Annotated in this window: 28 protein-coding genes; 15 read left to right on the plus strand and 13 right to left on the minus strand. The window is 62.6% G+C overall.

The window, feature by feature from the left end; translation table 11 throughout:
* Positions 1 to 90: 90 nt before the first annotated feature.
* Both ACYG9V_RS27535 and ACYG9V_RS27540 read left to right on the plus strand, forming a co-directional pair.
* Positions 91 to 606 (plus strand): hypothetical protein, encoded by a 516-nt coding sequence (locus ACYG9V_RS27535; RefSeq protein ID WP_352459853.1) that lies wholly within the window; start codon positions 91 to 93, stop codon positions 604 to 606.
* Positions 607 to 752: 146 nt separating this feature from the next.
* Positions 753 to 1,724, plus strand: a complete 972-nt coding sequence (locus ACYG9V_RS27540; protein ID WP_023683714.1) for a Bug family tripartite tricarboxylate transporter substrate binding protein — start codon at positions 753 to 755, stop codon at positions 1,722 to 1,724.
* Between the two features lie 35 nt (positions 1,725 to 1,759).
* Here ACYG9V_RS27540 and ACYG9V_RS27545 read toward each other — a convergent pair whose 3' ends face one another.
* Positions 1,760 to 2,632 (minus strand): AraC family transcriptional regulator, encoded by an 873-nt coding sequence (locus ACYG9V_RS27545; RefSeq protein WP_023751247.1) that lies wholly within the window; start codon positions 2,630 to 2,632, stop codon positions 1,760 to 1,762.
* A 203-nt stretch (positions 2,633 to 2,835) separates the two neighbouring features.
* Here ACYG9V_RS27545 and ACYG9V_RS27550 point away from each other — a divergent pair, with 203 nt between their 5' ends.
* Positions 2,836 to 4,080, plus strand: a complete 1,245-nt coding sequence (locus tag ACYG9V_RS27550) for an MFS transporter (RefSeq protein WP_023670046.1) — start codon at positions 2,836 to 2,838, stop codon at positions 4,078 to 4,080.
* A 141-nt stretch (positions 4,081 to 4,221) separates the two neighbouring features.
* Positions 4,222 to 5,136, plus strand: a complete 915-nt coding sequence (locus ACYG9V_RS27555) for an alpha/beta fold hydrolase (RefSeq protein WP_023705901.1) — start codon at positions 4,222 to 4,224, stop codon at positions 5,134 to 5,136.
* 80 nt (positions 5,137 to 5,216) lie between these two features.
* Here ACYG9V_RS27555 and ACYG9V_RS27560 read toward each other — a convergent pair whose 3' ends face one another.
* Positions 5,217 to 6,059, minus strand: a complete 843-nt coding sequence (locus tag ACYG9V_RS27560; protein ID WP_155929564.1) for an alpha/beta fold hydrolase — start codon at positions 6,057 to 6,059, stop codon at positions 5,217 to 5,219.
* A gap of 151 nt (positions 6,060 to 6,210) precedes the next feature.
* Between ACYG9V_RS27560 and ACYG9V_RS27565 the strand changes: the two genes are divergently transcribed.
* Positions 6,211 to 6,642: a MarR family winged helix-turn-helix transcriptional regulator gene (locus ACYG9V_RS27565; protein ID WP_023695800.1), complete on the plus strand. Its 432-nt coding sequence runs from the start codon at positions 6,211 to 6,213 to the stop codon at positions 6,640 to 6,642.
* Positions 6,643 to 6,664: 22 nt separating this feature from the next.
* Here the strand turns inward: ACYG9V_RS27565 and ACYG9V_RS27570 are convergent, their stop codons facing one another.
* From ACYG9V_RS27570 to ACYG9V_RS27585, 4 genes are all read right to left on the minus strand, one after another.
* A complete protein-coding gene (locus tag ACYG9V_RS27570; protein WP_023695801.1) occupies positions 6,665 to 7,426 on the minus strand; it encodes a glutamine amidotransferase in 762 nt (253 codons plus the stop codon).
* Between the two features lie 79 nt (positions 7,427 to 7,505).
* Positions 7,506 to 8,507: a rhamnose ABC transporter substrate-binding protein gene (locus tag ACYG9V_RS27575; RefSeq protein WP_023695802.1), complete on the minus strand. Its 1,002-nt coding sequence runs from the start codon at positions 8,505 to 8,507 to the stop codon at positions 7,506 to 7,508.
* 46 nt (positions 8,508 to 8,553) lie between these two features.
* Positions 8,554 to 9,543, minus strand: a complete 990-nt coding sequence (locus ACYG9V_RS27580) for an ABC transporter permease (RefSeq protein WP_352762331.1) — start codon at positions 9,541 to 9,543, stop codon at positions 8,554 to 8,556.
* Positions 9,540 to 12,101: an ATP-binding cassette domain-containing protein gene (locus ACYG9V_RS27585; protein WP_352762332.1), complete on the minus strand. Its 2,562-nt coding sequence runs from the start codon at positions 12,099 to 12,101 to the stop codon at positions 9,540 to 9,542. Before ACYG9V_RS27585 ends, ACYG9V_RS27580 begins: the two co-directional genes overlap by 4 nt.
* Positions 12,102 to 12,343: 242 nt before the next feature.
* Here ACYG9V_RS27585 and ACYG9V_RS27590 point away from each other — a divergent pair, with 242 nt between their 5' ends.
* The 7 genes from ACYG9V_RS27590 to ACYG9V_RS27620 all read left to right on the plus strand — a co-directional run bounded on the left by ACYG9V_RS27590 (position 12,344) and on the right by ACYG9V_RS27620 (position 18,634).
* On the plus strand, positions 12,344 to 13,576 hold the full coding sequence (locus tag ACYG9V_RS27590) for an ROK family transcriptional regulator (RefSeq protein WP_352762333.1): 1,233 nt from the start codon (positions 12,344 to 12,346) through the stop codon (positions 13,574 to 13,576).
* Between the two features lie 265 nt (positions 13,577 to 13,841).
* Entirely contained in the window at positions 13,842 to 14,486 is a 645-nt protein-coding gene (locus ACYG9V_RS27595) for a 50S ribosomal protein L25/general stress protein Ctc (protein WP_460222045.1), read from the plus strand.
* A gap of 21 nt (positions 14,487 to 14,507) precedes the next feature.
* Positions 14,508 to 15,248, plus strand: coding sequence for an aminoacyl-tRNA hydrolase (pth, locus tag ACYG9V_RS27600; RefSeq protein ID WP_023728250.1), 741 nt, complete (start codon positions 14,508 to 14,510; stop codon positions 15,246 to 15,248).
* A gap of 95 nt (positions 15,249 to 15,343) precedes the next feature.
* Positions 15,344 to 16,447, plus strand: a complete 1,104-nt coding sequence (ychF, locus tag ACYG9V_RS27605) for a redox-regulated ATPase YchF (RefSeq protein WP_023728251.1) — start codon at positions 15,344 to 15,346, stop codon at positions 16,445 to 16,447.
* A 211-nt stretch (positions 16,448 to 16,658) separates the two neighbouring features.
* Positions 16,659 to 17,633 (plus strand): magnesium/cobalt transporter CorA, encoded by a 975-nt coding sequence (gene corA / locus ACYG9V_RS27610; protein WP_023728252.1) that lies wholly within the window; start codon positions 16,659 to 16,661, stop codon positions 17,631 to 17,633.
* A 78-nt stretch (positions 17,634 to 17,711) separates the two neighbouring features.
* Positions 17,712 to 18,173: a MaoC family dehydratase gene (locus ACYG9V_RS27615; RefSeq protein WP_023670033.1), complete on the plus strand. Its 462-nt coding sequence runs from the start codon at positions 17,712 to 17,714 to the stop codon at positions 18,171 to 18,173.
* Positions 18,170 to 18,634, plus strand: coding sequence for a MaoC family dehydratase (locus ACYG9V_RS27620; protein ID WP_023749786.1), 465 nt, complete (start codon positions 18,170 to 18,172; stop codon positions 18,632 to 18,634). The genes ACYG9V_RS27615 and ACYG9V_RS27620 overlap by 4 nt, the downstream gene beginning before the upstream one ends.
* A gap of 104 nt (positions 18,635 to 18,738) precedes the next feature.
* Here ACYG9V_RS27620 and ACYG9V_RS27625 read toward each other — a convergent pair whose 3' ends face one another.
* From ACYG9V_RS27625 to petA, 5 genes are all read right to left on the minus strand, one after another.
* Positions 18,739 to 19,284, minus strand: a complete 546-nt coding sequence (locus tag ACYG9V_RS27625; RefSeq protein WP_013529989.1) for an adenine phosphoribosyltransferase — start codon at positions 19,282 to 19,284, stop codon at positions 18,739 to 18,741.
* A 9-nt stretch (positions 19,285 to 19,293) separates the two neighbouring features.
* Positions 19,294 to 20,439, minus strand: coding sequence for an alpha-hydroxy acid oxidase (locus tag ACYG9V_RS27630; RefSeq protein WP_023691587.1), 1,146 nt, complete (start codon positions 20,437 to 20,439; stop codon positions 19,294 to 19,296).
* Between the two features lie 186 nt (positions 20,440 to 20,625).
* Positions 20,626 to 21,498 carry a cytochrome c1 gene (locus tag ACYG9V_RS27635; RefSeq protein WP_023670029.1) on the minus strand — a complete coding sequence of 291 codons (873 nt, stop codon included), beginning with the start codon at positions 21,496 to 21,498 and terminating at the stop codon, positions 20,626 to 20,628.
* A 23-nt stretch (positions 21,499 to 21,521) separates the two neighbouring features.
* Complete coding sequence (locus ACYG9V_RS27640) at positions 21,522 to 22,865, minus strand: cytochrome b (RefSeq protein WP_023670028.1); 1,344 nt, start codon at positions 22,863 to 22,865, stop codon at positions 21,522 to 21,524.
* 16 nt (positions 22,866 to 22,881) lie between these two features.
* A complete protein-coding gene (gene petA / locus ACYG9V_RS27645; RefSeq protein ID WP_023670027.1) occupies positions 22,882 to 23,442 on the minus strand; it encodes a ubiquinol-cytochrome c reductase iron-sulfur subunit in 561 nt (186 codons plus the stop codon).
* A 259-nt stretch (positions 23,443 to 23,701) separates the two neighbouring features.
* On the opposite strand from petA, the gene ACYG9V_RS27650 reads away from it, so the two are divergent.
* From ACYG9V_RS27650 to ACYG9V_RS27660, 3 genes are read left to right on the plus strand one after another with little or no spacing between them, the layout of a single operon-like run.
* A complete protein-coding gene (locus ACYG9V_RS27650; RefSeq protein WP_023701566.1) occupies positions 23,702 to 23,977 on the plus strand; it encodes a type II toxin-antitoxin system Phd/YefM family antitoxin in 276 nt (91 codons plus the stop codon).
* A complete protein-coding gene (locus ACYG9V_RS27655; protein WP_023670025.1) occupies positions 23,977 to 24,399 on the plus strand; it encodes a type II toxin-antitoxin system VapC family toxin in 423 nt (140 codons plus the stop codon). Before ACYG9V_RS27650 ends, ACYG9V_RS27655 begins: the two co-directional genes overlap by 1 nt.
* Before the next feature lie 5 nt (positions 24,400 to 24,404).
* Positions 24,405 to 24,749 (plus strand): cupin domain-containing protein, encoded by a 345-nt coding sequence (locus tag ACYG9V_RS27660; protein ID WP_023683696.1) that lies wholly within the window; start codon positions 24,405 to 24,407, stop codon positions 24,747 to 24,749.
* A gap of 20 nt (positions 24,750 to 24,769) precedes the next feature.
* Here the strand turns inward: ACYG9V_RS27660 and ACYG9V_RS27665 are convergent, their stop codons facing one another.
* Together ACYG9V_RS27665 and ACYG9V_RS27670 are read right to left on the minus strand one after the other, a co-directional pair.
* Positions 24,770 to 25,078, minus strand: coding sequence for a DUF6665 family protein (locus ACYG9V_RS27665; protein ID WP_023724966.1), 309 nt, complete (start codon positions 25,076 to 25,078; stop codon positions 24,770 to 24,772).
* A gap of 1 nt (position 25,079) precedes the next feature.
* Positions 25,080 to 25,556 (minus strand): GNAT family N-acetyltransferase, encoded by a 477-nt coding sequence (locus tag ACYG9V_RS27670; RefSeq protein ID WP_352762336.1) that lies wholly within the window; start codon positions 25,554 to 25,556, stop codon positions 25,080 to 25,082.
* Between the last annotated feature and the right edge of the window lies 1 nt (position 25,557).

Here is a 25,557-nt window from a genome sequence, read left to right on the forward strand (position 1 = left end):
CATGTTGCCCAAAAGCGTGCCCACGGGCCTAGCTCGGGGGTAATCTCGTTTTGGAATCTGCCCCAAACCGTCGTGAAAGGAGCGCAACTGATGCGCAATCGAATCAAGGCTGCAGGCATCGCAGGAATGCTTCTCGCAATCGGCATCGCGAGCGCGGCCTATGCGCCGACAATCGCTCCGGTTTCGACCGCGCAGGCGCAAACGGAATATCTTCCCACCGAAAAGGATTTCATCGGCAAATGGAGCATCGCAGGGTCCGCAATCCGGCCACCGCGTGATCTGAAGGAGCCGGCGAAGCCCGACCAGGAAGCGGCTGCGACCGAATTTCAGCAGACTGTGACCGCCTTTTATGGCGCCTTCGACTATCTGGAGATCACGGCGGACGGCCGCTACAATTTTCACCAACCGGGTGACCCGGCATCGGGGCCTTGCGTCTGGTGCGGGACATGGTCGTTCAAGAACGATTCCCTGTGGCTCGAACTGGACACGGCGCCCAGGCTCGACATCTACGCCGAGGGCGGCGACATGCAGATGACCTACACGGCCGAGCCTGAAGAGACGTCACGATACAAATGGCTTGTTTTCAGCTGGACCAAGGCTGATTGAACTGAGGGGTGAGGCGTTCTCGCGCACGCCAACCGAAGCATCGGTGTCAAGCCCGATCTCCTGAGGCGGGCAGTCAGTCCATGGTTGCATTGTGCGAGGAGTTCACCATGGCCATACTGCCCCTCCAATCAACGGAGGAGTAGCAGATGCGGCGTAGGACTTTGCTCGGGCTCGCGGTTTCCATCGCAGCCACCCTTTCAGCACCGGCGGCCTGGGCCGCCGATTTTCCAGACCGGACCATCACCATGGTTGTCCCCTTTTCCGCCGGTGGCTCGACGGATCTGGTCGCGCGCCTAGTCGCCAACAAGATGTCCGAAAAGCTGGGCCAGCAGATTGTCGTCGAAAATGTCGGCGGCGCCGGGGGCAGCATCGGCGCTGCCCAGGTCGCCCGAGCCGAACCGGACGGCTACACGATCCTGATGGGCACGGTCGCAACCCACGCGCTCAACCCGCTGATCCTGAAGACAAAGCCCTACGATGCGGAGAAGGATTTTGCGCCGATATCGTTGCTCGTGCTGGTGCCAAACGTCCTGGTCGTAAACCCTGAATTCCCCGCCAAGGACGTCAAGGAACTGATCGAGATGCTGAAGAAGGACCCGGACAAATATGCCTACGCCTCATCAGGCAATGGCACCCCGCTGCATCTCTCCGGCGAGCTTTTCAAGACGATGGCCGGCGTCAGTATGCAGCACATTCCCTACAAGGGCGCCGGACCGGCCTTGAACGACGTTATCGGCAATCAGGTGCCGATGATGTTCGACAACCTCCCCTCTTCATCGGGCCATATCAAGAGCGGGACGCTGAGAGCGCTTGGCGTCACCACCAAGGAGCGCGTTCCCTCCTTCCCCGACATACCGGCCATTGCCGAAACCATTCCCGGCTATGAAACCTACAGCTGGAACGCTCTGTTCGCGCCCGCAGGCACGCCGCCGGAGGTCGTCGCCGTTCTTCAGAAGGCGGCAGTTGAAGCCCTGAAAGACCCTGATGTGATCGCCCGCATGGCCCAGTTCAGCGCCTCGATCGTGGCCTCCACCCCGGAAGAGCTTGGAGTGCATGTGAAGGCCGAACTCGCCAAATGGGAACCGATCGTCAAGGCCAGCGGCGTTCAGCTGGACTAGGGCCTACGACAAAGTGCTGCGGGCTTTTCCTGGCGCTACGGCGCCGGGGCCTCAAGCCGAGGCTGAGCCCGCCGCATGCCTTCGTCGCGGGCGCCGCGCATATAGCCGCGCGGCGAGGCGCCGAGCATGCGCTTGAACATGGTTATGAATGCCGGCACGCTGTCATAACCGAGGTCGAGCGCCACCCTGGTGATCGGCTCGCCATCGGCGAGCCTGGGAAGTGCCGCAAACAGGCAGGCCTGCTGGCGCCATGTCGACAAGGACAGTCCGGTCTGGCGGTGGAAGGCACGGGTGAAGGAGCGCCGGCTCATCCCCGCGGCATCGGCCCACTCGTCGATCGTGGCATGCGGCGACGGTGCCGCCACGAAGCGTCGGCAGAGCGCCGCCAGCCTGGGATCAGACGGGAACGGCAGGCCGAGCGGCCGTTCCGGCAAGGTCGGGATCTCGTGCAGCAAGAGGTTCATGATCAACCCGCCGCGGCCTTCCAGTTCGCCACCTTGCGGCAGCTTTTCCGATTCTACGATCAGGCTGTGCATCAGCTCGGTGACGCCGACGACACGCAAGCCTTCCGGCAGGCCGGGGATAGCGCCCGGCATGACATAGACCGAGCGCATCGAGACGTCGCCCAGCATTTCGACAGAATGCTCGGTGCCGGCCGGTATCCACATTGCGTGGTCGGGCGGCACCATCCAGCGCCCGTACCTGGTCGTCACCAGCACGACACCGACCAGCGCATGCAGCAGTTGGCTGCGGCTGTGGCGGTGTTGCGGCACGAGGTAACCGTCCGGATATTCGGTCGGCAAAGCCACCGCCGGCCCGGAAACCTCCTCCAGCCACTGCCAGCGGCTTTCGTGCAATCGGCCGAGATCGGCATTGCCGGCGCGGAAGATGTCCCTGCCATGTGGCATCGGCTATGGCCCACTTGCGAAACTATTGGACCAAACCACGAAAGAAGTCGCCTCGCAAGCGGCTTATAAGGCAGCCATCCCCAAGGCGCTCCGCAGGGGCGTCGCCCAAGCGCTTCAGACGAGCGTCCTTAAGGCGGTCCGCGGGAGCGGCCGCCAAGCCTGCCCGCGGGCAAACACCCGCCAAAAAGACCTCGGAGCCTGCCTTGACCGATACGACAGCCACCAGCATTGCACCGCAGCCAAGCGCCAGCCTCCCTTCAGCCCAGGCGACCGCCTTCACCGTCATTCTGGCGGTGAGCTTTTGCCACGGCATCAACGACATCATGCAATCGCTGCTGCCGGCGATCTATCCGCTGCTGAAAGAGAATTACGGTCTCGATTTCTGGCAGATCGGTCTTCTGACCTTCACCTTCCAGGTCACGGCGTCGCTGCTGCAGCCGGTCATCGGCATGATCACCGACAAGCGGCCAATGCCCTATTCGCTGCCCTACGGCATGGCGTCCTCGCTGATTGGCCTGATCGTTCTGGCCTATGCCGGCCACTATGCGCTGCTTCTGGTCGGCGCCTCGCTGATCGGAATCGGCTCGGCGATCTTCCATCCGGAATCCTCGCGCATTGCCCGCTTTGCCTCCGGCGGCCGCTTTGGCCTGGCGCAATCTTTGTTCCAGGTCGGCGGCAATTTCGGCCAGTCGATGGGGCCGCTGCTCGCTGCCTTCATCGTTGTGCCCTTCGGCCAGACCAGCATTTCATGGTTCGCCGTCGGGTCTCTGATCGGCATCATCGTTTTGTCGCGGGTCGGCGGCTGGTACAGCCGGATGCGCGCCGCGCAGGGCAATCGCAAGGCGGCAAGCTTCGTCTCCCCCTTCCCGCGCAAGAAGGTGATGGGAGCGCTGGCGGTGCTGACGCTGCTGGTGCTGACCAAGAACGCCTACATCGCCTCGCTCTCCAGCTACTACACCTTTTATTCCATCCATAAGTTCGGCGTGTCGGTGCAGATGAGCCAGGTCATGCTGTTCCTGTTCCTCGGCGCCTCGGCGCTGGGCATCCTGCTCGGCGGACCGTTCGGCGACCGCTACGGCCAGAAGGCGATGATCTGGTTCTCGATCGTCGGCGTGCTGCCGTTCACGCTGGCGCTGCCCTACGCCAATTTCGAATGGACGATGGTGCTGACGGTGCTGATCGGCCTGATCCTGTCCTCGGCCTTCTCCAACATCGTCGTGTTTGCGCAGGAGTTGGTGCCGGGACGTGTCGGCACCATCGCCGGGATATTCTTCGGCTTCGCCTTCGGCATGGGCGGCATTGCAGCCGCCGTGCTCGGCGTCGTCGCCGACATGAAGGGCATCGATTTCGTCTTCCAGATCTGCTCGTATCTGCCGCTGCTCGGCCTGCTGACGGTGTTCCTGCCCAACATGAAGGAAGCCAGGAAGGCGCAAGCGGCGGCCAGATAAAACCGGTCGATTTTGCGGATTTGACGCAGGGCGCGGCATTGCTGCGCCCTCTGTGATTCTTTCACCATGCGCTGGTTGAAAAGCCTGCTAGAGATAGTCATCAACGAAGGCTTGGGGCCTTCGACGTCTCTGGGGGATGACATGCGCAAGATCGTATTGGCCGTATTGGGTGTGCTTCTTGTTACCTTGCCGGCGACGGCACGCATCGTTCCCTTTCCGCCGGGTTTCAAGACGCAGTCCGTCGAAACCAACGGCACCAAACTCTATGTGCGCGTTGGCGGCAAGGGTCCCGCCGTCGTGCTGCTGCACGGCTTTGCCGATACCGGAGACATGTGGGGCGCCGCGGCCATCGCCCTCGCAAAGGACCACACCGTCATCGTGCCGGACCTGCGCGGCATGGGTCTGTCGGCCCACCCGGAAGCGGGCTACGCCAAGAAGAACCAGGCCGTCGACATCGCCGGCGTGTTGGATGCCCTGAAGATCGACAAGGCAGATCTCGTCACCCACGACATCGGCAACATGGTCGGCTATGCGCTCGCCGCTCAGTATCCCAAGCGCATCACCAAATGGGTTATCATCGACGCGCCGCTGCCCGGCATAGGCGACTGGGAAAAGATCAAGCAAAGCCCGCTGCTTTGGCACTTCAACTTCCGCGGCCCTGATATGGAGCGGCTGGTCGCGGGGCGCGAGCGCATCTATCTCGACCGCTTCTACAACGAGCTGTCGGCTGACCCCAAGAAGATCGACGAGGCGACGCGCAGGCACTACGCCAAACTCTATGCCCGCCCGCATGCGATGCATGACGCTTTCGAGCAGTTCAAGGCGTTTGACCAGGACGCGATCGACAACCAGGCGATGCTTGCCGCCGGCGGCAAACTGACCATGCCGCTACTGGCTGTCGGCGGTGAAAAATCCGCTGGCACTACGCAGGCCGATCTCCTGCGGCTTGTTGCGACCGATGTAACGGGCGGCATCGTGCCCGCTTCCGGACACTGGATCATGGAGGAAAACCCCGACGACACCGTCAAACTGATCACTGGTTTTCTCGATAAATAGGCACTGTCCCGCTGACATTTCGACGAAAGCAAATGCACCCGCCTGACGGCGGCTGCATTTGCCTATCCGCCTGGACGATTCTAGGCCTTGAAGAACGCCAGCAGGTCGGCATTGATGACATCGGCATGGGTCGTCGCCATGCCGTGCGGGAAGCCCTTGTAGACCTTGAGCTCGCCCTTTTTGAGCAGCTTGACAGCCAGCAGCGCGGAGTCGGCGATCGGAACGATCTGGTCGTCGTCGCCATGCATCACCAGCACCGGCACCTCGATGGCCTTCAGATCGTCGGTGAAGTCGGTTTCCGAGAACGCCTTGATGCAATCATAATGCGCCTTGGTGCCGCCCATCATGCCCTGGCGCCACCAATTCTCGACGACAGCCTGCGACACCTGGGCGCCGGGGCGATTGAAGCCGTAGAACGGGCCGGCCGCGACGTCGTGGAAAAACTGGGCGCGGTTGGCTGCCTGGGCGGAGCGGAAACCGTCGAACACCTCGATCGGCAGGCCGCCGGGATTGGACGCCGTCTTCAGCATGATCGGCGGCACCGCGCCGAGCAATGCGGCCTTGGCGACACGGCCGCCGGAGCCGTACTTCGCGACATAACGGGCCACTTCGCCGCCACCGGTGGAATGGCCGACATGGATGGCGTTCTTGAGGTCGAGATGCGCTGCAAGCTCCGCGACATCGGCGGCGTAGGTGTCCATCTCGTTGCCGGTATCGGTCTGGGTCGAGCGGCCATGGCCGCGCCGGTCATGGGCAATGACGCGGTAGCCCTTGGACAGGAAGAACAGCATCTGGGCGTCCCAGTCGTCGCTGCTCAGCGGCCAGCCGTGATGGAAGACGATGGGTTGTCCCGTTCCCCAATCCTTGTAGAAAATTTCGGTGCCGTCCTTGGTGGTGATCGTGCTGCTGCCGGGCTTGGTCATCTCGCTCTCCATTGATTGCTTCCGCGATAATCAATATCGCGATAACCATACGACTAGCGCAGGTCCAAATCCTTGTCTACAGAAAATATGTATCGCGATATCATTTTTCGTGGTACATATTGATGTGCTCAGTCGGCTAAAGGAATGCCTCGTGCCTCTCCCGTTGGACAACCAGCTCTGCTTCACGCTTTACGCCACCAGCATGGCAATCAATCGCACCTACAAGCCCATGCTGGACGAGATGGGCATCACTTATCCGCAATATCTCGTGCTGAACGCACTTGCCGAAGCCCGCGGGATGTCGGTCGGCTCGATTGCGCACAGGCTCGCTTTGGAATCGAGCACCATCACGCCGCTGGTGAAGCGCATGGAACAGGCCGGTCTCGTCACCCGCCAGCGCAGCCAGACGGACGAGCGCCAAGTGCAGGTCGACCTGACGCCTGCCGGCCGCGCGCTGCTCGTCCAGTGCAACTGCCTCAACGAAACCCTGATCGAACGCTCGGGCATGACGATGGCTGATCTCGATGCCTTGAATCGGCGGATCCAAGCGCTGCGCGAAGCGTTGAGCAGCAAGCCGGACTAGCTGCCCTACAAACACGCCAGGCTTAATCCTTGCCGGCCAGCCAGCGCACGACGTTGCCCATCAGCTTGCCGTAGAGCGGCCATCCCAAAAAGTCCTGCGACAGCCAGTGTGGGCCGATGTCGGTCGCCCACGCGACGGTGCGGCCACGGCCATGCTCACGAACCGCAAGCAGCGGCCAGTCCGTGCCGCGATAATGGCAGGTCGCCAGAAGCTGGGACGAGCCGTCGCGCCTAAAATCGAGTTTGTTCATGCCGAGGATCGGCGGCAACGGACCCGCGACACCGGCAAGGATCGGATGCGACGCCTGAAGGATCGACGGCTGCAGGCCTTGCGGCACTTCCAGCCCGTCCGAGAATGGCAGGCAGCGCACGGGCAGCACGTCCTCGACCGGGGTGTCGTGGAAACGCGCCGTGCCGAACATGCCTTGGAACCCCATATAGCCGCCGGCCAGCATCAGCCCGCCGCCGCCTTCGACATAGGCCTTGAGGACGTCGAGGCGGTTGACGCCGATGCGCCCGGCGCGGGCCTCCGGCGTGACCAGCAAGGTCAGCGCGCCGACATCGGAGATCACCACCGCCTGGTATTCGGCCAGCGCGTCGAGGTCATACGGAAATTCGGCCGCACAGCGATCGCCACCGATCTGCGTCACCGCTATGCCCTCTGCGGCAAGGGCGGCATTGAAGGCCGTCGCGCCATTCACCCATGTCGCACTTGTCAGAACGTCGCCGCCGGCAGCGACCGACGTCGTCGCCGCGAAGGTCTCGCCTGCCAGCAAGAGTTTCATCGTCGCCCTCACGCTTTTCGACTGACAATTGAACGAGCGGGCGCCGGCTTGAACCGGCGCCCGCCGGGCCTTGGGAGGCTTAGAACTTAAACTCGGCCAGGTTTTCCGGCGTCACGATCTTGGCCGGGCCAAGGATCAGTTCGCCGCTGGCCCCGATCGTGTATTCGCCGAGCCTGCCCGCCGTGAACTTCTCACCTTCCTTGCCGGTGATCTTGCACTGCGCTAGCGCCTGGGCCGCCTGATAGGACAGGTAGCCGAGATCGGTGACATTCCACCAGATATCCTGGGCAGCGCCATCCTTGATGTATTTCGAAATCAAAGTGGCCGGCGCAAGGCCGGTCAGCTTGACCTTGCCGATCATACCGGCTTCCTCGAGTGCGCGCGCGGCCGCCGGAAGGCCAATGCCTGCCGGCACGATGATCACCTTGAGATCCGGAAACGCCTGCACCAGCGCCAAGGCCTGCTGCTGGTTGACCTGCTCGCTCTCCTCGCCATAGGCGACCTGCACCAGTTTCATCTTGGCGTATTTCGGCTCTGCCGCCATCTTCGCCTTCATGAAGTCGATCCAGGCGTTCTGGTTGGTCGCCGTCGGCGTCGACGACAGGATGGCGAACTCGCCTTCGCCGCCGCTGAGGTTGAATGCGCTTTCCAGCATCATTTCGGCCAGACTGTCGCCCTTCACCTGGTTCACGAACACCGCGCGCGCATCGGCCGCGACGTCGGAATCGTACGATATCACCCGGACGCCTTGCTGAACGGCGCGCTTCAGCGCAGGCGCAACCGCATTGGCGTCGTTGCCGGCGATAGCGATGACCCCGACCTTCTGCGACACAAGGCTGTTGATGAATTCGATCTGTGCCTCGGCCGTCGCCTGCGACGGGGCGACCTGGGTGGCGGTGCCGCCAATTTCCTTCGCAGCCTCCTCGGCGCCGCCGAAAGCCACCTTGAAGTAGGGATCGGTGTCGAGCTTGGGCAGGAAGCCGACCGTTACAGGTTCCTTGGCGCATTCCTGGCTGTATGCCAGCGAGGCCGGCGCAAGCAGAACCGCGGATGCGAGCAGGGCTATTCTAAACGCTTTCATTGTGTCTCCTCCGTCAGAATTCGGGCTTGAAGAAAGGGGCCCGAGATCACCCCTTGGTTTCGCGCAGGACGCGCGATCTTGACAGCCGCTCCTCCAGGGAGCGCCAGTAATTGCCGACCAGCAGCGAGCCGATCAGAAGCAGGCCGATGATCATGCCTTGAGCGTCGCCGCCGATCTGGTTGAGCGCCAGCACATTTCGGATGATGGCGATCAACAGCAGCGCCAGCATGACCCCCGTGAGCCGCCCCTTACCACCGAAGACGCTGACGCCGCCGAGCAGCACGATGGTGATGACATCGAGCTCCATGCCGAGCGCATTGTTGGCGCGGGCGTTGCAGAGGCGCGCGGTATAGACGATGCCGGCGATGGCCGCGACCATGCCCGAAACGACGAACAGCTTCAGCACCATTTTGCGCGTATCGATGCCGGAATAGCGCGCCACTTCGGGGCTGCCGCCGAGCGCATAGATGCGCTTGCCGGTCGGCGTCTTCTGCAGCACCACCGCGAAGATCGGCGCCAGCAGCAGGAACGGCACGATGGTCCACGGGATTTGTGTGCCCGGCAGATTGTTGATGCCGAAATCGACGACCGCCGGCGGCAATATGTTGACCGAACCGGTGCCGAGCAGGATGTAGCCAATGCCCCGATAGAGCGCCATGGTGCCGAGCGTCACCACCAGCGACTGCAGCCCCAGCCCTGAAACCAGATAGCCGTTGAAGGCGCCGAGCAGGCCGCCGAAGACCAGCGTCAGCGGAATGGCCGCCAGCGTCGGCACGCCGCCCTGGACGAGCAGGCCAAACACCACGGATGTCAGCGCCAGCACAGAGGCGATCGACAGATCGATCTCGCGGGTGATGATGAGCAGCGTCATCGGCAGGATCAGCAACGCCTTTTCCGAGGCGCTCGCCGCCAGTTGAGAAAGGTTAAAGCCGGAAACGAAATTCGGCACGAAGACCGCCGCATAGATAAAGACGGCGAGGCAGGCGGTCGCCAGCAGCAGATCCCAGAAGTCGATCGAGCGGATAAACTTTCTCATCTCGCCCTCGCCTGTCTTGCCTGTTCGGCACGCCGCACGATGAAGGTGTCGATGCCGATGGCAACCAGGATCACCAGGCCATAGACGCCCTGCAACCAGAGCGGGTCGACACGCACCAGCGTCAGCCCGTTCTTGATGACCAAGAGCGTGAGCGCGCCGAGAATGATGCCGAGCAGCGTGCCCGAACCGCCGCGGATGGCGACGCCGCCGACCACGGCGGAGGCGATCACCGTGAGCTCGAAGCCGAGCGCGACGCGGGCATCGATGGTGGCATAGCGCGATGCCCACAGCGCCCCGCACAGGCCGCCGAGCAAGCCGGCCATGCCGAAGGCCAGCAGGATGCGCCGGTCGACCGGAATGCCGATCAGCCGTGCGCCGTCCGGGTTGGAGCCGGTGGCAAACAGCTCGCGTCCGGTTGCGGTGCGATAGAGCAGCACATAGCCGGCGCACAGGATGAGAATGGCGATGACGACGATCAGCGGCACGCCGGCGATCTTCAGCCCGGTCATGTCGAGCCAGGCTTGCGTGACTTCGTCGGCGCTGACCTGGTCGCCCGCCGCCCAGATCGAGTTGAAGCCGCGGAAGATCGACATCGAAGCCAGCGTAACGACGATGGCCGGGATCTTTCCCCTGGTAACGACAAGGCCGTTGAGCAGTCCGGCAAAGCCGCCGACCGCGCAGGCGGTGATCAGGCCGATGCCGATGTCCAATCCGGGATAGGCCTGAACCATGCTGGCCGCCATATAGGCGGAGAGGCCGATCACAGCTGCGATCGACAGGTCGATGTTGCGGGTGATCAGCACCAGCATCTGCGCCAGTGCGGCGACAATCAGCAAGGCCGCGTCCATCGACACAGCGGTGAGGTTCGCCGCGCTCACCATGCGCGGGTTGATGATGGTGACCGGAATGGCGACGGCGAGCATCGCCGCAAGCAGGCCGAATTCCCGCCGCTTCAGAAAATCGAACGGTCCTTTTGCCTTTTCCTCCTCGGCGGCGCGTTCTATCTGCGCTGCCTGGCCGGCACGTTCATCGGTCCTGGTCGCCGCTTCCAGTACCTTTTCCTGCGTGGCTTGTCCGCGCGAAAACTCGGCAGTCTGGCGGCCTTCGCGCAGCACGATAATGCGGTCGCACATGCCGATCAGCTCGGGCATCTCTGACGAGATCAGCAGGATCGCCATGCCTTGCGCGGCAAGGTCAACGATCATTGCATGCACTTCCGCCTTGGTACCGACATCGATGCCTTGCGTCGGCTCGTCGAGGATGAGCACGCGCGGCTCGGTGCGCAGCCATTTGGCCAGCACCACCTTCTGCTGGTTGCCGCCGGATAACTCTTTCACCGGCTGCCCATAGCCGGAAAAGCGCAGCTTCATGCGCTTCAGCCAGTCCGCCACCAGACCGATGGCGCGGTCGGTGCCGTAGAGACCGCGTTGTGCGGCCTTGTCGAGAACAGGTAGCACCGCATTGTCGAGGATGGAGAAATCCATCACCAGGCTCTGGTCCATGCGATCTTCCGACACATAGGCGATGCGCGCATCCATGGCGTCGCGCGCCGAGGCGAACTGCACGGGCTTGCCGTCGATCAGGATTTCGCCGGCGTCGGGCCGGTCGATACCGAACAGCACGCGCGCAATCTCGGTGCGTCCGCTGCCGACCAGACCGCCAAGGCCGAGCACCTCACCTGCGTGAAGCTTGAGGTCGATGCCGGTAAAGCCGCCGGCGCGCGAAAGTCCCTTCCCCTCCAGCACCAGCGCGCCTGAGGCATGGCGCCGTTCGGGATAGAGGTCGGTGACTTCACGCCCGACCATCATGCTGATGGCGGCAGCGCGGCCAAGCTCGGCCTTCGGCTTGACGCCGATCAGGCGCCCGTCACGCAGCACGGCGATGCGGTCGGCGATGCGGAAGATTTCATCCATGCGGTGGCCGACGAACATCATCGCCACGCCATGCAGCCTGAGATCGGCAACGACGGAAAACAGCCGCTCGACCTCGCGCTGTGACAGCGCCGCCGTGGGCTCGTCCATGATCAGCACGCGGGCATCCAGCGACAGCGCGCGGGCGATCTCGACCAGTTGTTGTTCAGAGGTACGCAGTGTTCCCAGCCGCGTTGCCGCCGGCACGTCGAGCCCGACGGTAGCCAGCACCTTGCGGGCGCCGGCCAGCATGGCGGCATTGTCGATGCCGCCAAAGCGGTCGCGCGGCATGTGGCCGAGATAGATGTTCTCCGCCACCGACAGATCGGGAAACAGGCCAGGATGCTGGTGCATGACCGCAATGCCGGCCGCCTGCGCGTCATGCGGCGAATGGAAGACGGCTGATTTGCCGTCAACCTCGACATGACCGCTGGTGGGAGAATGCACACCGGCCAGAAGCTTCACGCAGGTGCTCTTGCCGGCGCCGTTTTCGCCAAGCAGCGCCAGCACCTCGCCGGAGCGCAATTCGAAGGAGGCGTCCTTGAGCGCAATCGTGCCGCCGAAAGCCTTCGTCGCCTGAACCAGGGCAACAGGAACAGCCCGCACCACCGCAGCGTCGGCTTCGCTTTGTGTGCCCGAGTGCAGCACGTCTCCTCCTTGACTAGTTATTTTTTCAATTTGCTATATTAAATAGCGCAAAGGCGCAACGGCAAAATTGACTTCCATGGTTCCGACGCGCACTGTCGCCGCCTACATAGGCACCGCAGGGTGCGCTCGGCCGCAGGTGGTTTGCGGGCTTCGCGCCGGGAACGGGACATTTGGGGAGTGTGCGGGTTTTGTCAGGAAAAGGCAGCAATTCTGTCAAAGTTCGGCACTATAATGAGCGTTTCGTGCTCGACGCCATCCGTCGCCTCAAGGAAGCCTCCAAGTCCGATCTGGCGCGCGCGGCAAGCCTGACGCCGGCGGCCGTCGCTGCCATCGTCGACGGCCTGGAATCTTCCGGATTCGTAAAGCAAGTGGGAAAAAGGTTCGGGCAGCGCGGTTCGCCCTCCACGCTGTACCGGCTGACGCCGGAGCGCATCTACAGCGTCGGCATCAAGATCGGCCGGCGTGCGCTTGAAGCCGTTCTGGTCGACTTCGCCGGTGAAATCCGCGCAAGAGAGTCGCACGAATACCGCTTCCCCGATCCTGATTTGGTGCTGAAGGCCGGCAACATGGCGCTGGCCACCTTCGAAAAGCTGGTGGATGGGCTTGGCGATGCCAGCATCGTCGGCGTCGGCATTGCCTCACCCTATTTCCTCGGCGGCTGGAGCGAGGAACTCGGCTTTCCCGACGATCTCGGCAGCCGCTGGGAGGCGATCGACCTGACGACATGCTTTGCCACTCCGGCGAAGACGCCGGTGTTCGTGGAAAACGACGCCACGTCGGCGGCGCTGGCCGAACTTGTCCAGGGCGCCGGCGCCCGCTTTCGCGATTTCATGCACATCTCGATCGACACTTTTGTCGGCGGCGGCCTGGTGCAAGGCGGCAGGGTCCATACCGGGCCGCATGGCAACAGCGCTGCCCTCGGACCCTTGCCGGTCTCGCCCTCAAGCCTCGATTCGGTGGCGGCGAAGCCTGCGCGCTACCAGAGCCTGCTGCATCGCGCCTCGATCTATGTGCTGGTCAATCACCTGAGGTCGCGCGGCGTGGTGATCAATCGTGTGCGGGAACTCGATCCGTTGCCAGCCGAAGCGCGCGTGCCGCTGTTCGAATGGATCGACGATTGTGCGAGCGCGCTGGTCGAGGCGATCATCGCCATCACCTCCATCATCGACATCGAGGCCATCGTTCTCGACTCGATCCTGCCCAGGCCGATCCATCTCGAACTGCTGGCAAGGGTGCAGGCCCAGTTCAACCAGGCCAGCGCAATCGGCATCGTGGCGCCGGAGATCGTGTCGGGGCAATTCGGCCCTGAGGCCTCCTCGATCGGCGCTGCCATGCTTCCGTTCTCGGCGCTGCTGGCGCCCGACAGCGGCGTGCTCATGATCGGCAAGGACCGGACGAAACTGCTGAGCGCTCTGTCCACGCTCGGTGGCGCCAAGGGAAACGGATCAAATCCGCCCACCGACCTGCCGGCCTGAGCGCAATGCGGCGCGCCCAACGCAGGCATCGGCCGCCCTTGCCCGCCATGGCTTGCACGCCTGCCCGCCTTCCGCTATAGAGCCGCCACCCGCGTAGACACCCTTGGAGGCAACGCGGCGGAAGGCTGCCTTCCCTTGTGATCCCGAACAAAGCTCCGCGTATGCGGTTTCTGGCATTCGGACATCCAGGCCTGGCGGCTTTCGACGTTTACGGTCCAGGCACACTGCCACCGCAAACGCTCCATAAAACGCGAAAGGAAATGCCATGAGCCACGATACTTACGAGCTCAAGGCCGAAGCGCGCGAACAGGTCGGTAAGGGGTCCGCCCGTGCAGTTCGCCGCAACGGTAAAGTGCCTGCAGTTATCTACGGCGACAGACAGCCTCCCCTGGCGATTGCGCTGAACTACAAGGACGTCTTCTACAAAATCCATGGCGGCGGGTTTTTGACCACGATCGCCACGATCGATGTCGAGGGCAAGAAAATCCAGGTTCTGCCCAAGGATTTCCAGCTCGACCCGGTCAAGGATTTCCCGGTCCATGTCGACTTCCTGCGCATCGGCAAGGACACCGAGGTCAACGTCGACGTGCCCGTCCACTTCCTCAATGAAGACAAGTCGCCCGGCATCAAACGCGGCGGCGTGCTCAACATCGTGCGTCACGAAGTCGAGTTCCACTGCCCGGCCAATGCGATCCCGGAATTCATCACCGTCGATCTCACCGGCGCCGACATTGGCAATTCGATCCACATCTCGGCGGTTACATTGCCGGCCGGCGTCAAGCCGGTGATCTCCGATCGCGACTTCACCATCGCGACCATTGCCGGCTCCTCGGCGATGAAGCCGGAGACGGAAGAGACGGCGGAAGCGGCAGCCCCCGAAGCGGCGGCTCCTGCTGCCGAAGAGAAGTAATTTTCGAGCCCGGAGCGCACGATGCTTGTCTTTGCAGGCCTCGGCAATCCGGGCGCGAAATACGCTGATAACCGGCACAATGTCGGCTTCATGGCGGCGGACGCAATTGCCCGCCGCCATTCCTTTTCGCCCTGGTCGAAGAAGTTCCAGGGCCTGATCGCCGAAGGCACGATTGCCGGCGAGAAGATTCTCCTGATCAAACCGCAGACCTTCATGAACCTGTCGGGACAGCCGGTCGGCGAAGCCTTGCGCTTCTACAAGCTCGGCCCCGAGGCGCTGACCGTCTTCTACGACGAGATCGACCTGCCGGCCGGCAAATTGCGGGTCAAGGTCGGCGGCGGCGCCGGCGGCCACAACGGCATCCGCTCGCTCGACCAACATGTCGGCAAGAACTTTCGCCGCGTGCGCATCGGCGTCGGCCATCCCGGCGTCCGGGAAATGGTGCATGGCCATGTGCTCGGCGACTTCGCCAAGGCCGATCGCGAGTGGCTGGATGTGCTGCTCGACACCATCGCCGACGATGCCGGGCTGCTGGCCAACGGCGACGACAGTTCCTTCATGAACCGCATTACTCTGGCCCTGCGTGACAAGCTGGTGCCGACCAGCGACGACGACCGGCCGCCGCCCAAGGCGCCGAAGGCTGAAGGTCCAAAGGCTCAAAGCCACATCCGCCAGGCACGGCCACAGCAGGCGCCGGCCAAGCTGCCGGAAAGCGGCCCTATGGCCGCCATGCTGAAGAAACTGTTCGGCAAGAAGGACTGAGCGTCGATAGGATCGGGACTGCGGGGCTTGACGTTGCTCACCCCTATCGCCCATAGCCCTCATCAAATTTCTAGTTTCCCGATAGGACCGGACACATGGGTTTCAAATGCGGCATCGTTGGCTTGCCCAACGTCGGCAAGTCGACGCTTTTCAACGCGTTGACCAGAACGGCGGCGGCGCAGGCCGCCAACTATCCTTTCTGCACCATCGAACCGAACACCGGCGAGGTGGCGGTGCCCGATCCGCGGCTGCAGAAGATCGCCGCGGTTGCCAAGTCAAAAGAGATCATCCCGACCCGCATCTCCTTCGTCGACATTGCCGGCCTGGTGCGTGGCGCCTCCAAGGGCGAAGGGCTGGGCAACCAGTTCCTCGCCAACATCCGCGAGGTCGACGCCATCGTGCATGTGCTGCGCTGTTTCGAAGATGATGACATCACCCATGTCGAAGGCCGCATCGATCCCGTCGCCGACGCCGAGACGGTCGAGACCGAGCTGATGCTTGCCGACCTCGACAGCCTCGAGCGCCGCATCGTGCAGATCCGCAAGCGCGCCTCTACCAAGGACAAGGAAGCCACCACAGTCTTGCCGATGATGGAGGCGGCACTCGAGCTGCTGCAGGCCGGCAAACCGACCCGCATCCTGCTCAAGGGCATTTCAGCAGAGGACCTGCGCATCCTGCAGGGGTTGAACCTCTTGACCTCGCACCCCGTTCTCTATGTCTGCAACGTCGCCGAAGCCGACGCCGCCACCGGCAACGAGCACACCAGGGCCGTGGAAAAGATGGCGGCCGCGCAGGGCGCCGGCACCGTGGTGATCTCAGCCGCGATCGAGGCCGAAGTCGCCCAGCTCTCCGACGAGGAAGAGATGGAGTTCCTGTCCTCGCTCGGCCTCGACGAGCCTGGCCTCAACAAGGTCATCCGCGCCGGCTACGATCTGTTGCATCTGATCACCTATTTCACCGCCGGGCCGAAGGAGACGCGCGCCTGGACGATCCACAAGGGCGACAAGGCCCCGCAGGCGGCCGGCGTCATCCACACCGATTTCGAGCGCGGCTTCATCCGCGCCCAGACCATCGCCTACAACGACTACATCACACTGGGCGGCGAAGTAGCGGCCAAGGAAGCCGGCAAGGCGCGCGACGAAGGCAAGGAATATGTCGTCCAGGACGGCGACGTCCTGCTGTTCAAGTTCAACACCTGAGACGCCGAGGCATCTCGCGGCTCGCGCGCTGACCGCGGCCGATCACAGCTGCGTCAAGTGGACGAGCCAGCCTGCCGCTTCGCTTGACTGCCCTTGGCACCGGGTCTAAGGCCCTCTGCATCCGACTGGCCGTGGCCGTGGGAACTGCCGCGCGTGCAAGACCCATCGCTATCGAACGGAACCTCTTGGGCTCAACCAATGGAGAGCGGCGATGATCAAGGCCTTCGTCGTCGGCAATGACCGCCTGCGCCCCGCCGACGATCTCGTGGCCAATGGCGATCACGTCGTCTGGGCCGACCTTCTCAACCCGACCAAGGAAGAAGAAACAGCGATCGAGACCTGGCTCGGCGTTGCCATCCCGACGCGCGAGGAGATGGAGGAGATCGAGATTTCGAGCCGCCTCTACATCGAGGACGGCGCCTACTTCATGACCGCCACCTTGCCGGCGCAGACCGAAATCGATGATCCCTTGATGTCACCGGTTACCTTTGTGCTTGCCGGCCCGAGACTGGTCACCATCCGCTATCATGAGCCGAAGGCGTTCAAGACCTTTCCCCTGCGCGCCGAGAAGGTGGCGACAGGCTGCACCACCGGCAACACCATCCTGATCGGCCTGCTGGAGGCGATCGTCGATCGCCTAGCCGATATTCTCGAACGCGCCGGCCGTGACATCGAGACGATCTCGCGCGATATCTTCGAAGCGCGGTCGACCAAGGTGAACAAGCGCAATCGCGACTTCCAGGAACTGCTCAAGGCCATCGGCCGCAAGGAGGACATTGCCTCCTCGATCCGCGACAGCCTGATCTCGCTGCAGCGCCTCACCGGCTTCCTTGCCCATGTCGCGACCCAGATCAAGATGAGCAAGGACGTCCGCGCCCGCATCAAGACAGTATCGCGCGACGTGCTGTCGCTCGCCGACCACGCCACCTTCCTGTCGCAGAAGATCTCGTTCCTGCTCGACGCGACGCTCGGCATGATCTCGATCGAGCAGAACGCCATAATCAAGATCTTCTCGGTCGCCGCCGTCATCTTCCTGCCGCCGACGCTGGTGGCTTCGATCTACGGCATGAATTTCGACGTCATCCCGGAGCTGAAATGGGAGCTCGGCTATCCCTTCGCCATCGGCCTGATGATCCTGTCGGCGATCCTGCCGTTCTGGTATTTCCGCCGCCGCGGCTGGTTGTAGGCCCAATAGAATTCGCTTGACCAAACGCCGCCCGGACGGCATCCGGATGCCCGGTGATCGTACAACCGGATTGGGATCATGACCGCAAAAAGCTGGGCCTACGAGGATTTCACCGAGGGCGCATCGATCGACCTCGGCGCCAAGCAGGTGAGTGCGGCCGAAATCATCGAATTCGCCACCGAATTCGACCCGCAGCCGATGCATCTCGACGAAGCCGCCGGCAAGGCCAGCATCCTTGGCGGCTTGGCCGCCTCCGGCTGGCACACCTGCGCGATCTTCATGCGCATGCTGTGCGACGCCTTCCTGCTCGACTCGACCGCGCAAGGCGCGCCCGGCATCGACCAGGTCAAATGGAAGAAGCCGGTGCTGGCCGGCGACACACTGGCCGGCAGCACCAGCGTGCTTGCCAGGCGCCTGTCGAAATCCAGGCCTCAGCTCGGCCTCGTCACCTTGCGCAGCGAACTGTTCAACCAGCGCGGTGAAAGCGTCTTCGAACTTGAGAACACTGTCATGTTCTTGACCCGCGAGGCCGGCGCATGAGCCTCGACGCGTTCTTCCGCATCGGCGAAACCATCAACCTCGGTTCGCACACATTCGAAACCGAGGCGATCAAGGCGTTCGCCTGCAAATACGATCCACAGGTTTTTCATGTCGACGAGGAGGCGGCGAAGAAAAGCGTGTTCGGCCGCCTCTGCGCCTCAGGCTGGCACACCGCGGCCACCTGGATGAAGCTCAATCTCAAAAATCCTATGGACGCTTCTCAATGGACCGGACCCGGCCCGGTACCAGAATTCGGCCCCTCCCCCGGCTTCAGGAACCTGAAATGGCCAAAGCCGGTCTATGCCGGAGAAACCGTCACCTTCATGCGCACGGCCCTGTCCCACCGCCCGCTTGCCACCCGCCCCGGCTGGCGCCTGCTGGCGCTGCGCTCGGAAGGTTCCGATTCGGCAGGCGACAAGGTGCTGGAGTTCGACAGCGCCGTGCTGGTGAAGGCTGGGTAGTGAATAGTGAGTAGTGAGTAGTGAGTAGTGAGTATTCAATATCAGAGTGTGTGACTAAGCCTAGCGCCTGTCATTGAACGCTGACATTCACTATTCACTATTCACTAATGCCCCTCAAACCCGATCAACGTCCGCACCGGCACGCCCAGCGCTTCGAGCTTCGCCCGTCCGCCGAGATCCGGCAGGTCGATGACGAAGCACGCGGCAAGAATATCGGCGCCGATCTGCCTTAGCAGCTTGACCGCCGCCTCCGCCGTGCCGCCGGTCGCGATCAGGTCGTCAACCAGGATCACCTTCTCGCCCGGCGCAACGCCGTCCTTGTGCATCTCCATCTCGTCCAGCCCGTACTCCAGGCTGTAGGCGACGCGTACCGTCTCGTAAGGCAGCTTGCCCTTCTTCCGGATCGGCACGAAACCGGCCGAAAGCTGGTGCGCGACCGCACCGCCGAGGATGAAGCCGCGTGCCTCGATGCCGGCGATCTTGTCGATCTTCTGCCCGGCATAGGGATGCACCAGCTCGTCGATGGCGCGGCGGAAGGCGCGCGCATTGCCGAGCAAAGTGGTGATGTCGCGAAACAGGATGCCGGGCTTGGGGTAGTCCGGAATGGTGCGGATCGCGGCGAGCAGCGTGTCTTCGAGCGAGGATTTCATGGGTCGAGATTACCTGAAACGGAGGTTGTTGCGCGACAATTGTTCGATCGAACTGCAGCCCATCAGCTTCATGCCGCGCTCGATCTCGACCCGCATCTGCTCCAGCGCCCGCTCGACGCCCGGCTGTCCGGCCGCCGCCAAGGGGAACAGATAGTAGCGGCCGACGCCAACAGCCTTGGCGCCGAGCGACAGCGCCTTCAGCACATGGGTGCCGCGCTGCACGCCGCCATCCATGATGACGTCTATTCTGTCGCCGACGGCATCGACGATCTCGGCCAGTTGGTCGAACGCCGCCCGCGAGCCGTCCAGCTGCCGGCCGCCATGGTTGGACAGCACAATGCCGCTGCAGCCGATCTCGACGGCGCGCTTGGCATCCTCCACCGACATGACGCCCTTGAGACAGAACGGACCTCCCCACAGTCTGACCATCTCGGCAACATCGTCCCAGGTCATCGACGGATCGAGCATCTCGGTGAAGTAGCGGCTGATCGACATCGTGCCGCCGCCCATGTCGACATGCTCGTCGAGCTGCGGCAGCTTGAATCCCTCATGGGTGAAATAGTTGATCGCCCAACCCGGCTTCAGCGCGAACTGCAGCATGCCGGCAAGGTTGAGCTTGAAGGGGATGGCAAAGCCGGTGCGCTTGTCGCGCTCGCGGTTGCCTCCGGTGATGCTGTCGACGGTCAGCATCATCACTTCGACTCCAACCGCTTTCGCCCGCTGCATCATCGCCCGGTTGAGGCCGCGATCCCGGTGGAAATAGAACTGGTAGACCTGCGGGCTGCTGCTGATCTTGCGCGCTTCCTCAAGACTGACAGTGCCGAGCGAGGACACGCCGAACATCGTGCCGAATTTGGCCGAAGCCTTGGCCACCGCGCGCTCGCCTTGATGATGGAACAGCCGCTGCAAGGCGGTCGGCGAGCAATAGACGGGCATGGCCAGCTTCTGGCCCATCACCGTCACCGACATGTCGATCTCGCTTACCCCGCGCAGCACGTTGGGAACGAGGTCGCAGCGCTCGAAGCTCTCGGTGTTGCGGCGGTAGGTGACCTCATCGTCGGCCGCGCCATCGATGTAGTTGAAGATTGGCCCCGGCAACCGCTGCTGGGCCATGCGCCGGAAATCGGAAAAGTTGTGACAGTCGCGTAGCCGCATCATCGATCCCAAATGCCCCTTTAGCCGGCGATCCGCCGGGCGCGCGTGCAATACCAATCGCATGGCGGCGTGCCAACGGACTTCTTACTGGACGGCTGCTGCGCCAAGATGCGAACCATGTCCGGTTTGGCAAGCAAAAAGGGCGTCCGAAGACGCCCTTTCCATTTCCGAGGAATAAGATGCGGCTTAGTGCGCCACGCCTTCCCACACCTTGCGCTTGGTCAGATACATCAGCGCCCCGAACAGAAGCAGAAACACCAGCACGCGGAAGCCGGTCTTCTTGCGGTCTTCCATATGCGGCTCGGCCGCCCACATCAGGAACGCCGAGACGTCGCGCGAATACTGGTCGATCGTCTGCGGCGAACCGTCATCGTAGGTCACCTGGCCGTCGGAGAGCGGCTTGGGCATCTTCAGCGACACGCCGGACATGAAGTATGGATTATAGTGGGTGCCTTCGGGGATCACCATGCCGGCAGGTGGCGTCTCGTCGTAGCCGGTCAGCAGCGAATGGATGTAGTCCGGGCCGCCCTGCGCATATTGCGTGAAGATGTCGAAGACGAAGCGCGGGAAGCCGCGCTCGACGCCGCGCGCCTTGGCCAGCAGCGACATATCCGGTGGGGCAGCGCCGCCGTTGGAAGCGGCAGCCGCCTCCTCATTGGCGAACGGCGCCGGGAAATGGTCTGACGGCTTGCCCGGCCGGTCGAACATGTCGCCGGCATCGTTGGGTCCATCATGGATGGTGTACTCGGCCGACAGCGACTTGATCTGCGCTTCCGAATAGCCGAGGTCCTCCAGCGTGCGGAACGCCACCAGATTCATCGAGTGGCAGGCCGAGCAGACTTCCTTGTAGACCTTCAAGCCACGCTGCAGCTGCGCCTTGTCGTAGGTGCCGAACGGACCGGCAAAAGTCCAGTCCATCTCCTTCGGCTCGTGGATCGGGAAATGCGTCGGTGCCGCCGCGTTGTGCGCCTCTTCAGCGGCGATCGCCACACTGCCGACGGCTCCGATGCCAGCGGCAAACACGCCTAGCAGGGCGAGCGAGGTGAGAATCTTTTTCATGCCAAATCCCCTTAGATTCTCACTCAGCCTTTGGTTTCCGGCGCCGCGGTCGCACCGGCCGGATGTCCCCCTCCGGCACCCTTGTTCTTCTCCAGCACCGCCTCGGTGATCGAATTCGGCAGTCTGCGTGGCGTCTCGATCAGGCCAAGCACCGGCAGGATGACGAGGAAGAAGGCGAAGTAGAACAGTGTCGCCGCTTGAGCGTAGCCAACGTAGTTGCCCGAGACCTCACCTATCAGGAGGGTCAACAGACCGCCGCCTTCCGCCGGCTGCGAGCCAAGCCAGCCAAGCAGGACAGCGTCGGCGACGAACAGCCAGAAGAACAGCTTGTACCAGGGCCGGTAGACCGCCGAGCGCACCTTGGAGGTGTCGAGCCACGGCACCAGGAACAGCATGACGATGGCGCCGAACATGCACAGCACGCCACCGAGCTTGGAGTTGATCGGCCCGATGTTGAAGGTGATCGCGCGCAGGATCGCGTAGAACGGCAGGAAGTACCATTCCGGCACGATGTGGGCCGGCGTCTTCAGCGGGTTGGCGATCGTGTAATTGTCCGGATGGCCGAGAAAGTTCGGCAGGTAGAAGACGAAATAGGCGAAGAAGAACAGGAACACGATCATGCCGAATGCATCCTTGATGGTCGCATAGGGCGTAAAGGCAACGGTGTCGGTCTTCGATTTCACCTCGATGCCGGTCGGGTTCGACTGGCCGACCACGTGCAGCGCCCAGACGTGCAGCACGACGACGCCGGCGATCATGAACGGCAGCAAATAGTGCAGCGCAAAGAAGCGGTTGAGCGTCGGGTTGTCGACGGCGAAACCGCCGAGCAGCAGTTCCTGGATCCAGTTGCCGACCAGCGGAATGGCGCTGAAGAAGCCGGTGATGACGGTGGCGCCCCAGAAGCTCATCTGACCCCAAGGCAGCACATAGCCCATGAAGCCGGTCGCCATCATCAGCAGATAGATGATGCAGCCGAGGATCCACAGCAGCTCGCGCGGCGCCTTGTAGGAGCCGTAATAAAGCCCGCGGAAGATGTGGATGTAGACGGCGACGAAGAAGAACGAGGCGCCGTTGGAATGCATGTAGCGCAACAGCCAGCCCGAATTGACGTCGCGCATGATCTTCTCGACCGAATTGAAGGCGAGGTTGGTGTCGGCGGTATAGTGCATGGCCAGCACGATACCGGTCAGGATCTGCGCCACCAGCATGATCGTGAGGATGCCGCCGAAGGTCCACGCATAGTTAAGGTTGCGCGGCACCGGATAGGCGATGAAGCTGTCATAGACCATGCGCGGCAGCGGCATGCGGGCGTCGAACCAGCGTTCGATACCGGTCTTGGGCGTATAGGTCGAGTGTCCCTCGCTCATCGAATTATCCCCTGCCTCAACCGATAAGGATTTTGGTATCGGAAATGAACTTGAATACCGGCACGGCCATGTTTTCGGGCGCCGGGCCTTTGCGGATGCGGCCGGCGGTATCGTACACCGAACCGTGGCACGGGCAGAACCAGCCGCCGAAATCGCCTTCCTGGCCAAGCGGAATGCACCCCAGATGCGTGCAGACCTGCACCATCACCATCCAGGCTTCCTTGCCGGGCGTGGTGCGGTTGGCGTCGGTCGCCGGCGCATCGGCGGGCAGATTGGCGTTGCGGGCAATAGGATCCTTGAGGTCGGCAAGGTTCACGGCCTCGCCGTCCTTCATCTCCTGCTCGGTGCGGTTGCGCACCACGACCGGCTTGCCGCGCCATTTGACGATCAGCGACATGCCAGGCGTCAGCGAGGCGACGTCGACCTCGACCGAGGCCAGCGCCAGCGTCGAGGCATCGGGGCGCATCTGGTCGATGAAGGGCCAGGCAACGGCGCCTGCGCCAACCACTGCGGCCATGCCGGTGGCGACGTAGAGAAAATCACGACGGTTGGGATCCTGGGTGTCGGTTGCGCTCACGGGTGCCTGATCCTTTCGCCTCTTCCGAGCCGGCGGCCGAGCTTTGTCCCCGCTCCATCGCGCCGGCCCGACAGCGCATGGCGAACAAGCTAGCGAATTCCTCCGGCATTTGGATTTCGGTTTATGCGTGAAGCCCGTTTTTGTCCAGCGGGCTGAGGCCACAAGGGCAGATTGTCGCGGGCGTTCCGCACGAAGAGAAATTTGACGAGCTTGGCCGAATGTAGCAATATGTCTACATCTTCCGGATGGAGGTGTTGATATGAATATCTCGACGAAGACGATAACCATCATGTCGAGCCGTGAATTCAACCAGGACACGGCGCATGCCAAACGGGCAGCCAAGAACGGGCCGGTCATCATTACCGACCGCGGCAAGCCCTCCCATGTGCTGATGTCGATGGAGGAATATCAGCGTTTAGAGAAGAAGCCGAGAAGCCTCGCGGACGCGATTGCCGATGATCGCCCCGAAGCAGATTTCGACTGGGAACCACCTCGCCTGGAAGGACCGTTTTTCAAGATTCCCGAACTCGACTGATGTTCATTCTTGACACCAATGTCGTTTCGAATCTGCGTCGTCGGGACAAGGCCGATCGCAACGTTTTGGCCTGGTCAGAGACCCACGACATCGCCAGCTTTTTCATGTCGGTCATTTCGATCCTGGAACTCGAAATCGGAACATTGCTCTTGTCGAGGAAGGATACTCGCCAGGCCACCATGTACCGTGAGTGGTTGGATCAGACACTCATTCCACAGTTTGACGACCGGATATTGAGCATAGACACGGCTGTTGTCGTGCGTTGCGCAAACCTCCACGTTCCCGATCCAAAGCCGGAGCGCGACGCCCTCATAGCCGCTACCGCGCTCGTCAAAAACTTGACAGTCGTGACCCGCAACACCAAGGATTTTGAAGGCACCGGCGTGAAGCTTTTCAACCCCTGGATACCGACGAAGGGTTAGAGGCTATGGCACACATCATCGACCGCGAGACCTGGACCAGGACGCCCGGCCGCTGGCAGGGCGAACTGCAATGCGGCGCCTACGACTCCAACTCCTGCCTGATTTTCAACTATCAGGAAGAGATTGGCGGCGGCCCGCGCCTGCACACGCATCCCTATTGTGAAATCTTCATCATCCGGCAAGGCACCGGCCTCTTCACGATCGGCGACCAGCAGATCGAGGCCACGGCCGGCCAGATCCTGATCGTGCCGCCCGATACGCCGCACAAATTCACCAATCTTGGCCCAGGCCCGCTCGAAACGACCGACATCCACGAAAACGGCAGCTTCATCACCGAATGGCTGGAATGAATGTTGCCGGCTGATGACCTCTAGCTTGCACCGAGCCTGACCAGCACGGCCCTTGGGATATCGTATTCGCGGATGACCGACTCATGCCGGCGCAGGCCGCAGAGTTCACGCTGGATGAAATAGGCGTGCACCGCTGCGGCAGCCTCCTTGAGCAGCCGCGGTCGCTGCTCCTTGTCGTCGTTGTTCTGACGGAGCTTGGCCAGCGTTTCCTCGACCCGTTGGCCGGCACGGCCGAGCGCTGCGGCCTTTTCAGCCAGTATCTCATGGCCAAGCGCGTCGAACGCGGCTTCGGCAGCCGAGGCGCCTAGGGATGGCGGACGCAGTGACATCTCAGCCTCCTTTTCTGTCTTGAGAGAGCATCATGCGGTGCGTGACGAATTCTTCGCCCACCACCGGCTGGAAGCCAAGCCGTTCATAGAACCCAAAGGCTTCTTGTGGCGCGCGGGTGTTCAGCACGGCAAAATGATGACGTGCCCTGTCAATGACGGTCTCGACCAGCATGCGGCCAATGCCGCTGCGGCGGTGACGCGCGCTGACGAACAGGTGCCTGACCCGGCCGTGGTCCCGGCCTTCGAAATAAGGATCGATGTTCAACCCGCACACACCAGCGAGTTCTCGGCCATGCCATGCGCCAAACAGCGCCTCGCCTCGTTTCAGGAACTTGTTGCAGCCGCCTGCCCAGCCATCCGCCAGCCGCACCAGCATCCAGTAGCCCTCCAGCCGGCTCTCCTCCTTCAGCGCGTCGAAGGCCGGCGCGGTTGGCCGCAGCCGCTTGAGGACGTAGCCGACATCAGGCGACACTGCCATG

It is taken from the genome of Mesorhizobium sp. W016, assembly GCF_054719485.1.

Bases quoted from the DNA above. Each gene is read 5' to 3' on its own strand.
- pth (WP_023728250.1), top strand. From the start codon at position 14,508: ATGCTTGTCTTTGCAGGCCTCGGCAATCCGGGCGCGAAATACGCTGAT.
- ACYG9V_RS27580 (WP_352762331.1), bottom strand. From the start codon at position 9,543: ATGAGAAAGTTTATCCGCTCGATCGACTTCTGGGATCTGCTGCTGGCG.
- ACYG9V_RS27570 (WP_023695801.1), bottom strand. From the start codon at position 7,426: ATGAAACTCTTGCTGGCAGGCGAGACCTTCGCGGCGACGACGTCGGTC.
- ychF (WP_023728251.1), top strand. From the start codon at position 15,344: ATGGGTTTCAAATGCGGCATCGTTGGCTTGCCCAACGTCGGCAAGTCG.
- ACYG9V_RS27650 (WP_023701566.1), top strand. From the start codon at position 23,702: ATGAATATCTCGACGAAGACGATAACCATCATGTCGAGCCGTGAATTC.
- ACYG9V_RS27595 (WP_460222045.1), top strand. From the start codon at position 13,842: ATGAGCCACGATACTTACGAGCTCAAGGCCGAAGCGCGCGAACAGGTC.
- ACYG9V_RS27540 (WP_023683714.1), top strand. From the start codon at position 753: ATGCGGCGTAGGACTTTGCTCGGGCTCGCGGTTTCCATCGCAGCCACC.
- ACYG9V_RS27615 (WP_023670033.1), top strand. From the start codon at position 17,712: ATGACCGCAAAAAGCTGGGCCTACGAGGATTTCACCGAGGGCGCATCG.
- ACYG9V_RS27555 (WP_023705901.1), top strand. From the start codon at position 4,222: ATGCGCAAGATCGTATTGGCCGTATTGGGTGTGCTTCTTGTTACCTTG.
- ACYG9V_RS27635 (WP_023670029.1), bottom strand. From the start codon at position 21,498: ATGAAAAAGATTCTCACCTCGCTCGCCCTGCTAGGCGTGTTTGCCGCT.
- ACYG9V_RS27535 (WP_352459853.1), top strand. From the start codon at position 91: ATGCGCAATCGAATCAAGGCTGCAGGCATCGCAGGAATGCTTCTCGCA.
- ACYG9V_RS27575 (WP_023695802.1), bottom strand. From the start codon at position 8,507: ATGAAAGCGTTTAGAATAGCCCTGCTCGCATCCGCGGTTCTGCTTGCG.
- ACYG9V_RS27620 (WP_023749786.1), top strand. From the start codon at position 18,170: ATGAGCCTCGACGCGTTCTTCCGCATCGGCGAAACCATCAACCTCGGT.
- ACYG9V_RS27665 (WP_023724966.1), bottom strand. From the start codon at position 25,078: ATGTCACTGCGTCCGCCATCCCTAGGCGCCTCGGCTGCCGAAGCCGCG.
- ACYG9V_RS27560 (WP_155929564.1), bottom strand. From the start codon at position 6,059: ATGACCAAGCCCGGCAGCAGCACGATCACCACCAAGGACGGCACCGAA.
- ACYG9V_RS27670 (WP_352762336.1), bottom strand. From the start codon at position 25,556: ATGGCAGTGTCGCCTGATGTCGGCTACGTCCTCAAGCGGCTGCGGCCA.
- ACYG9V_RS27640 (WP_023670028.1), bottom strand. From the start codon at position 22,865: ATGAGCGAGGGACACTCGACCTATACGCCCAAGACCGGTATCGAACGC.
- ACYG9V_RS27630 (WP_023691587.1), bottom strand. From the start codon at position 20,439: ATGCGGCTACGCGACTGTCACAACTTTTCCGATTTCCGGCGCATGGCC.
- ACYG9V_RS27660 (WP_023683696.1), top strand. From the start codon at position 24,405: ATGGCACACATCATCGACCGCGAGACCTGGACCAGGACGCCCGGCCGC.
- ACYG9V_RS27545 (WP_023751247.1), bottom strand. From the start codon at position 2,632: ATGCCACATGGCAGGGACATCTTCCGCGCCGGCAATGCCGATCTCGGC.
- ACYG9V_RS27625 (WP_013529989.1), bottom strand. From the start codon at position 19,284: ATGAAATCCTCGCTCGAAGACACGCTGCTCGCCGCGATCCGCACCATT.
- ACYG9V_RS27655 (WP_023670025.1), top strand. From the start codon at position 23,977: ATGTTCATTCTTGACACCAATGTCGTTTCGAATCTGCGTCGTCGGGAC.
- corA (WP_023728252.1), top strand. From the start codon at position 16,659: ATGATCAAGGCCTTCGTCGTCGGCAATGACCGCCTGCGCCCCGCCGAC.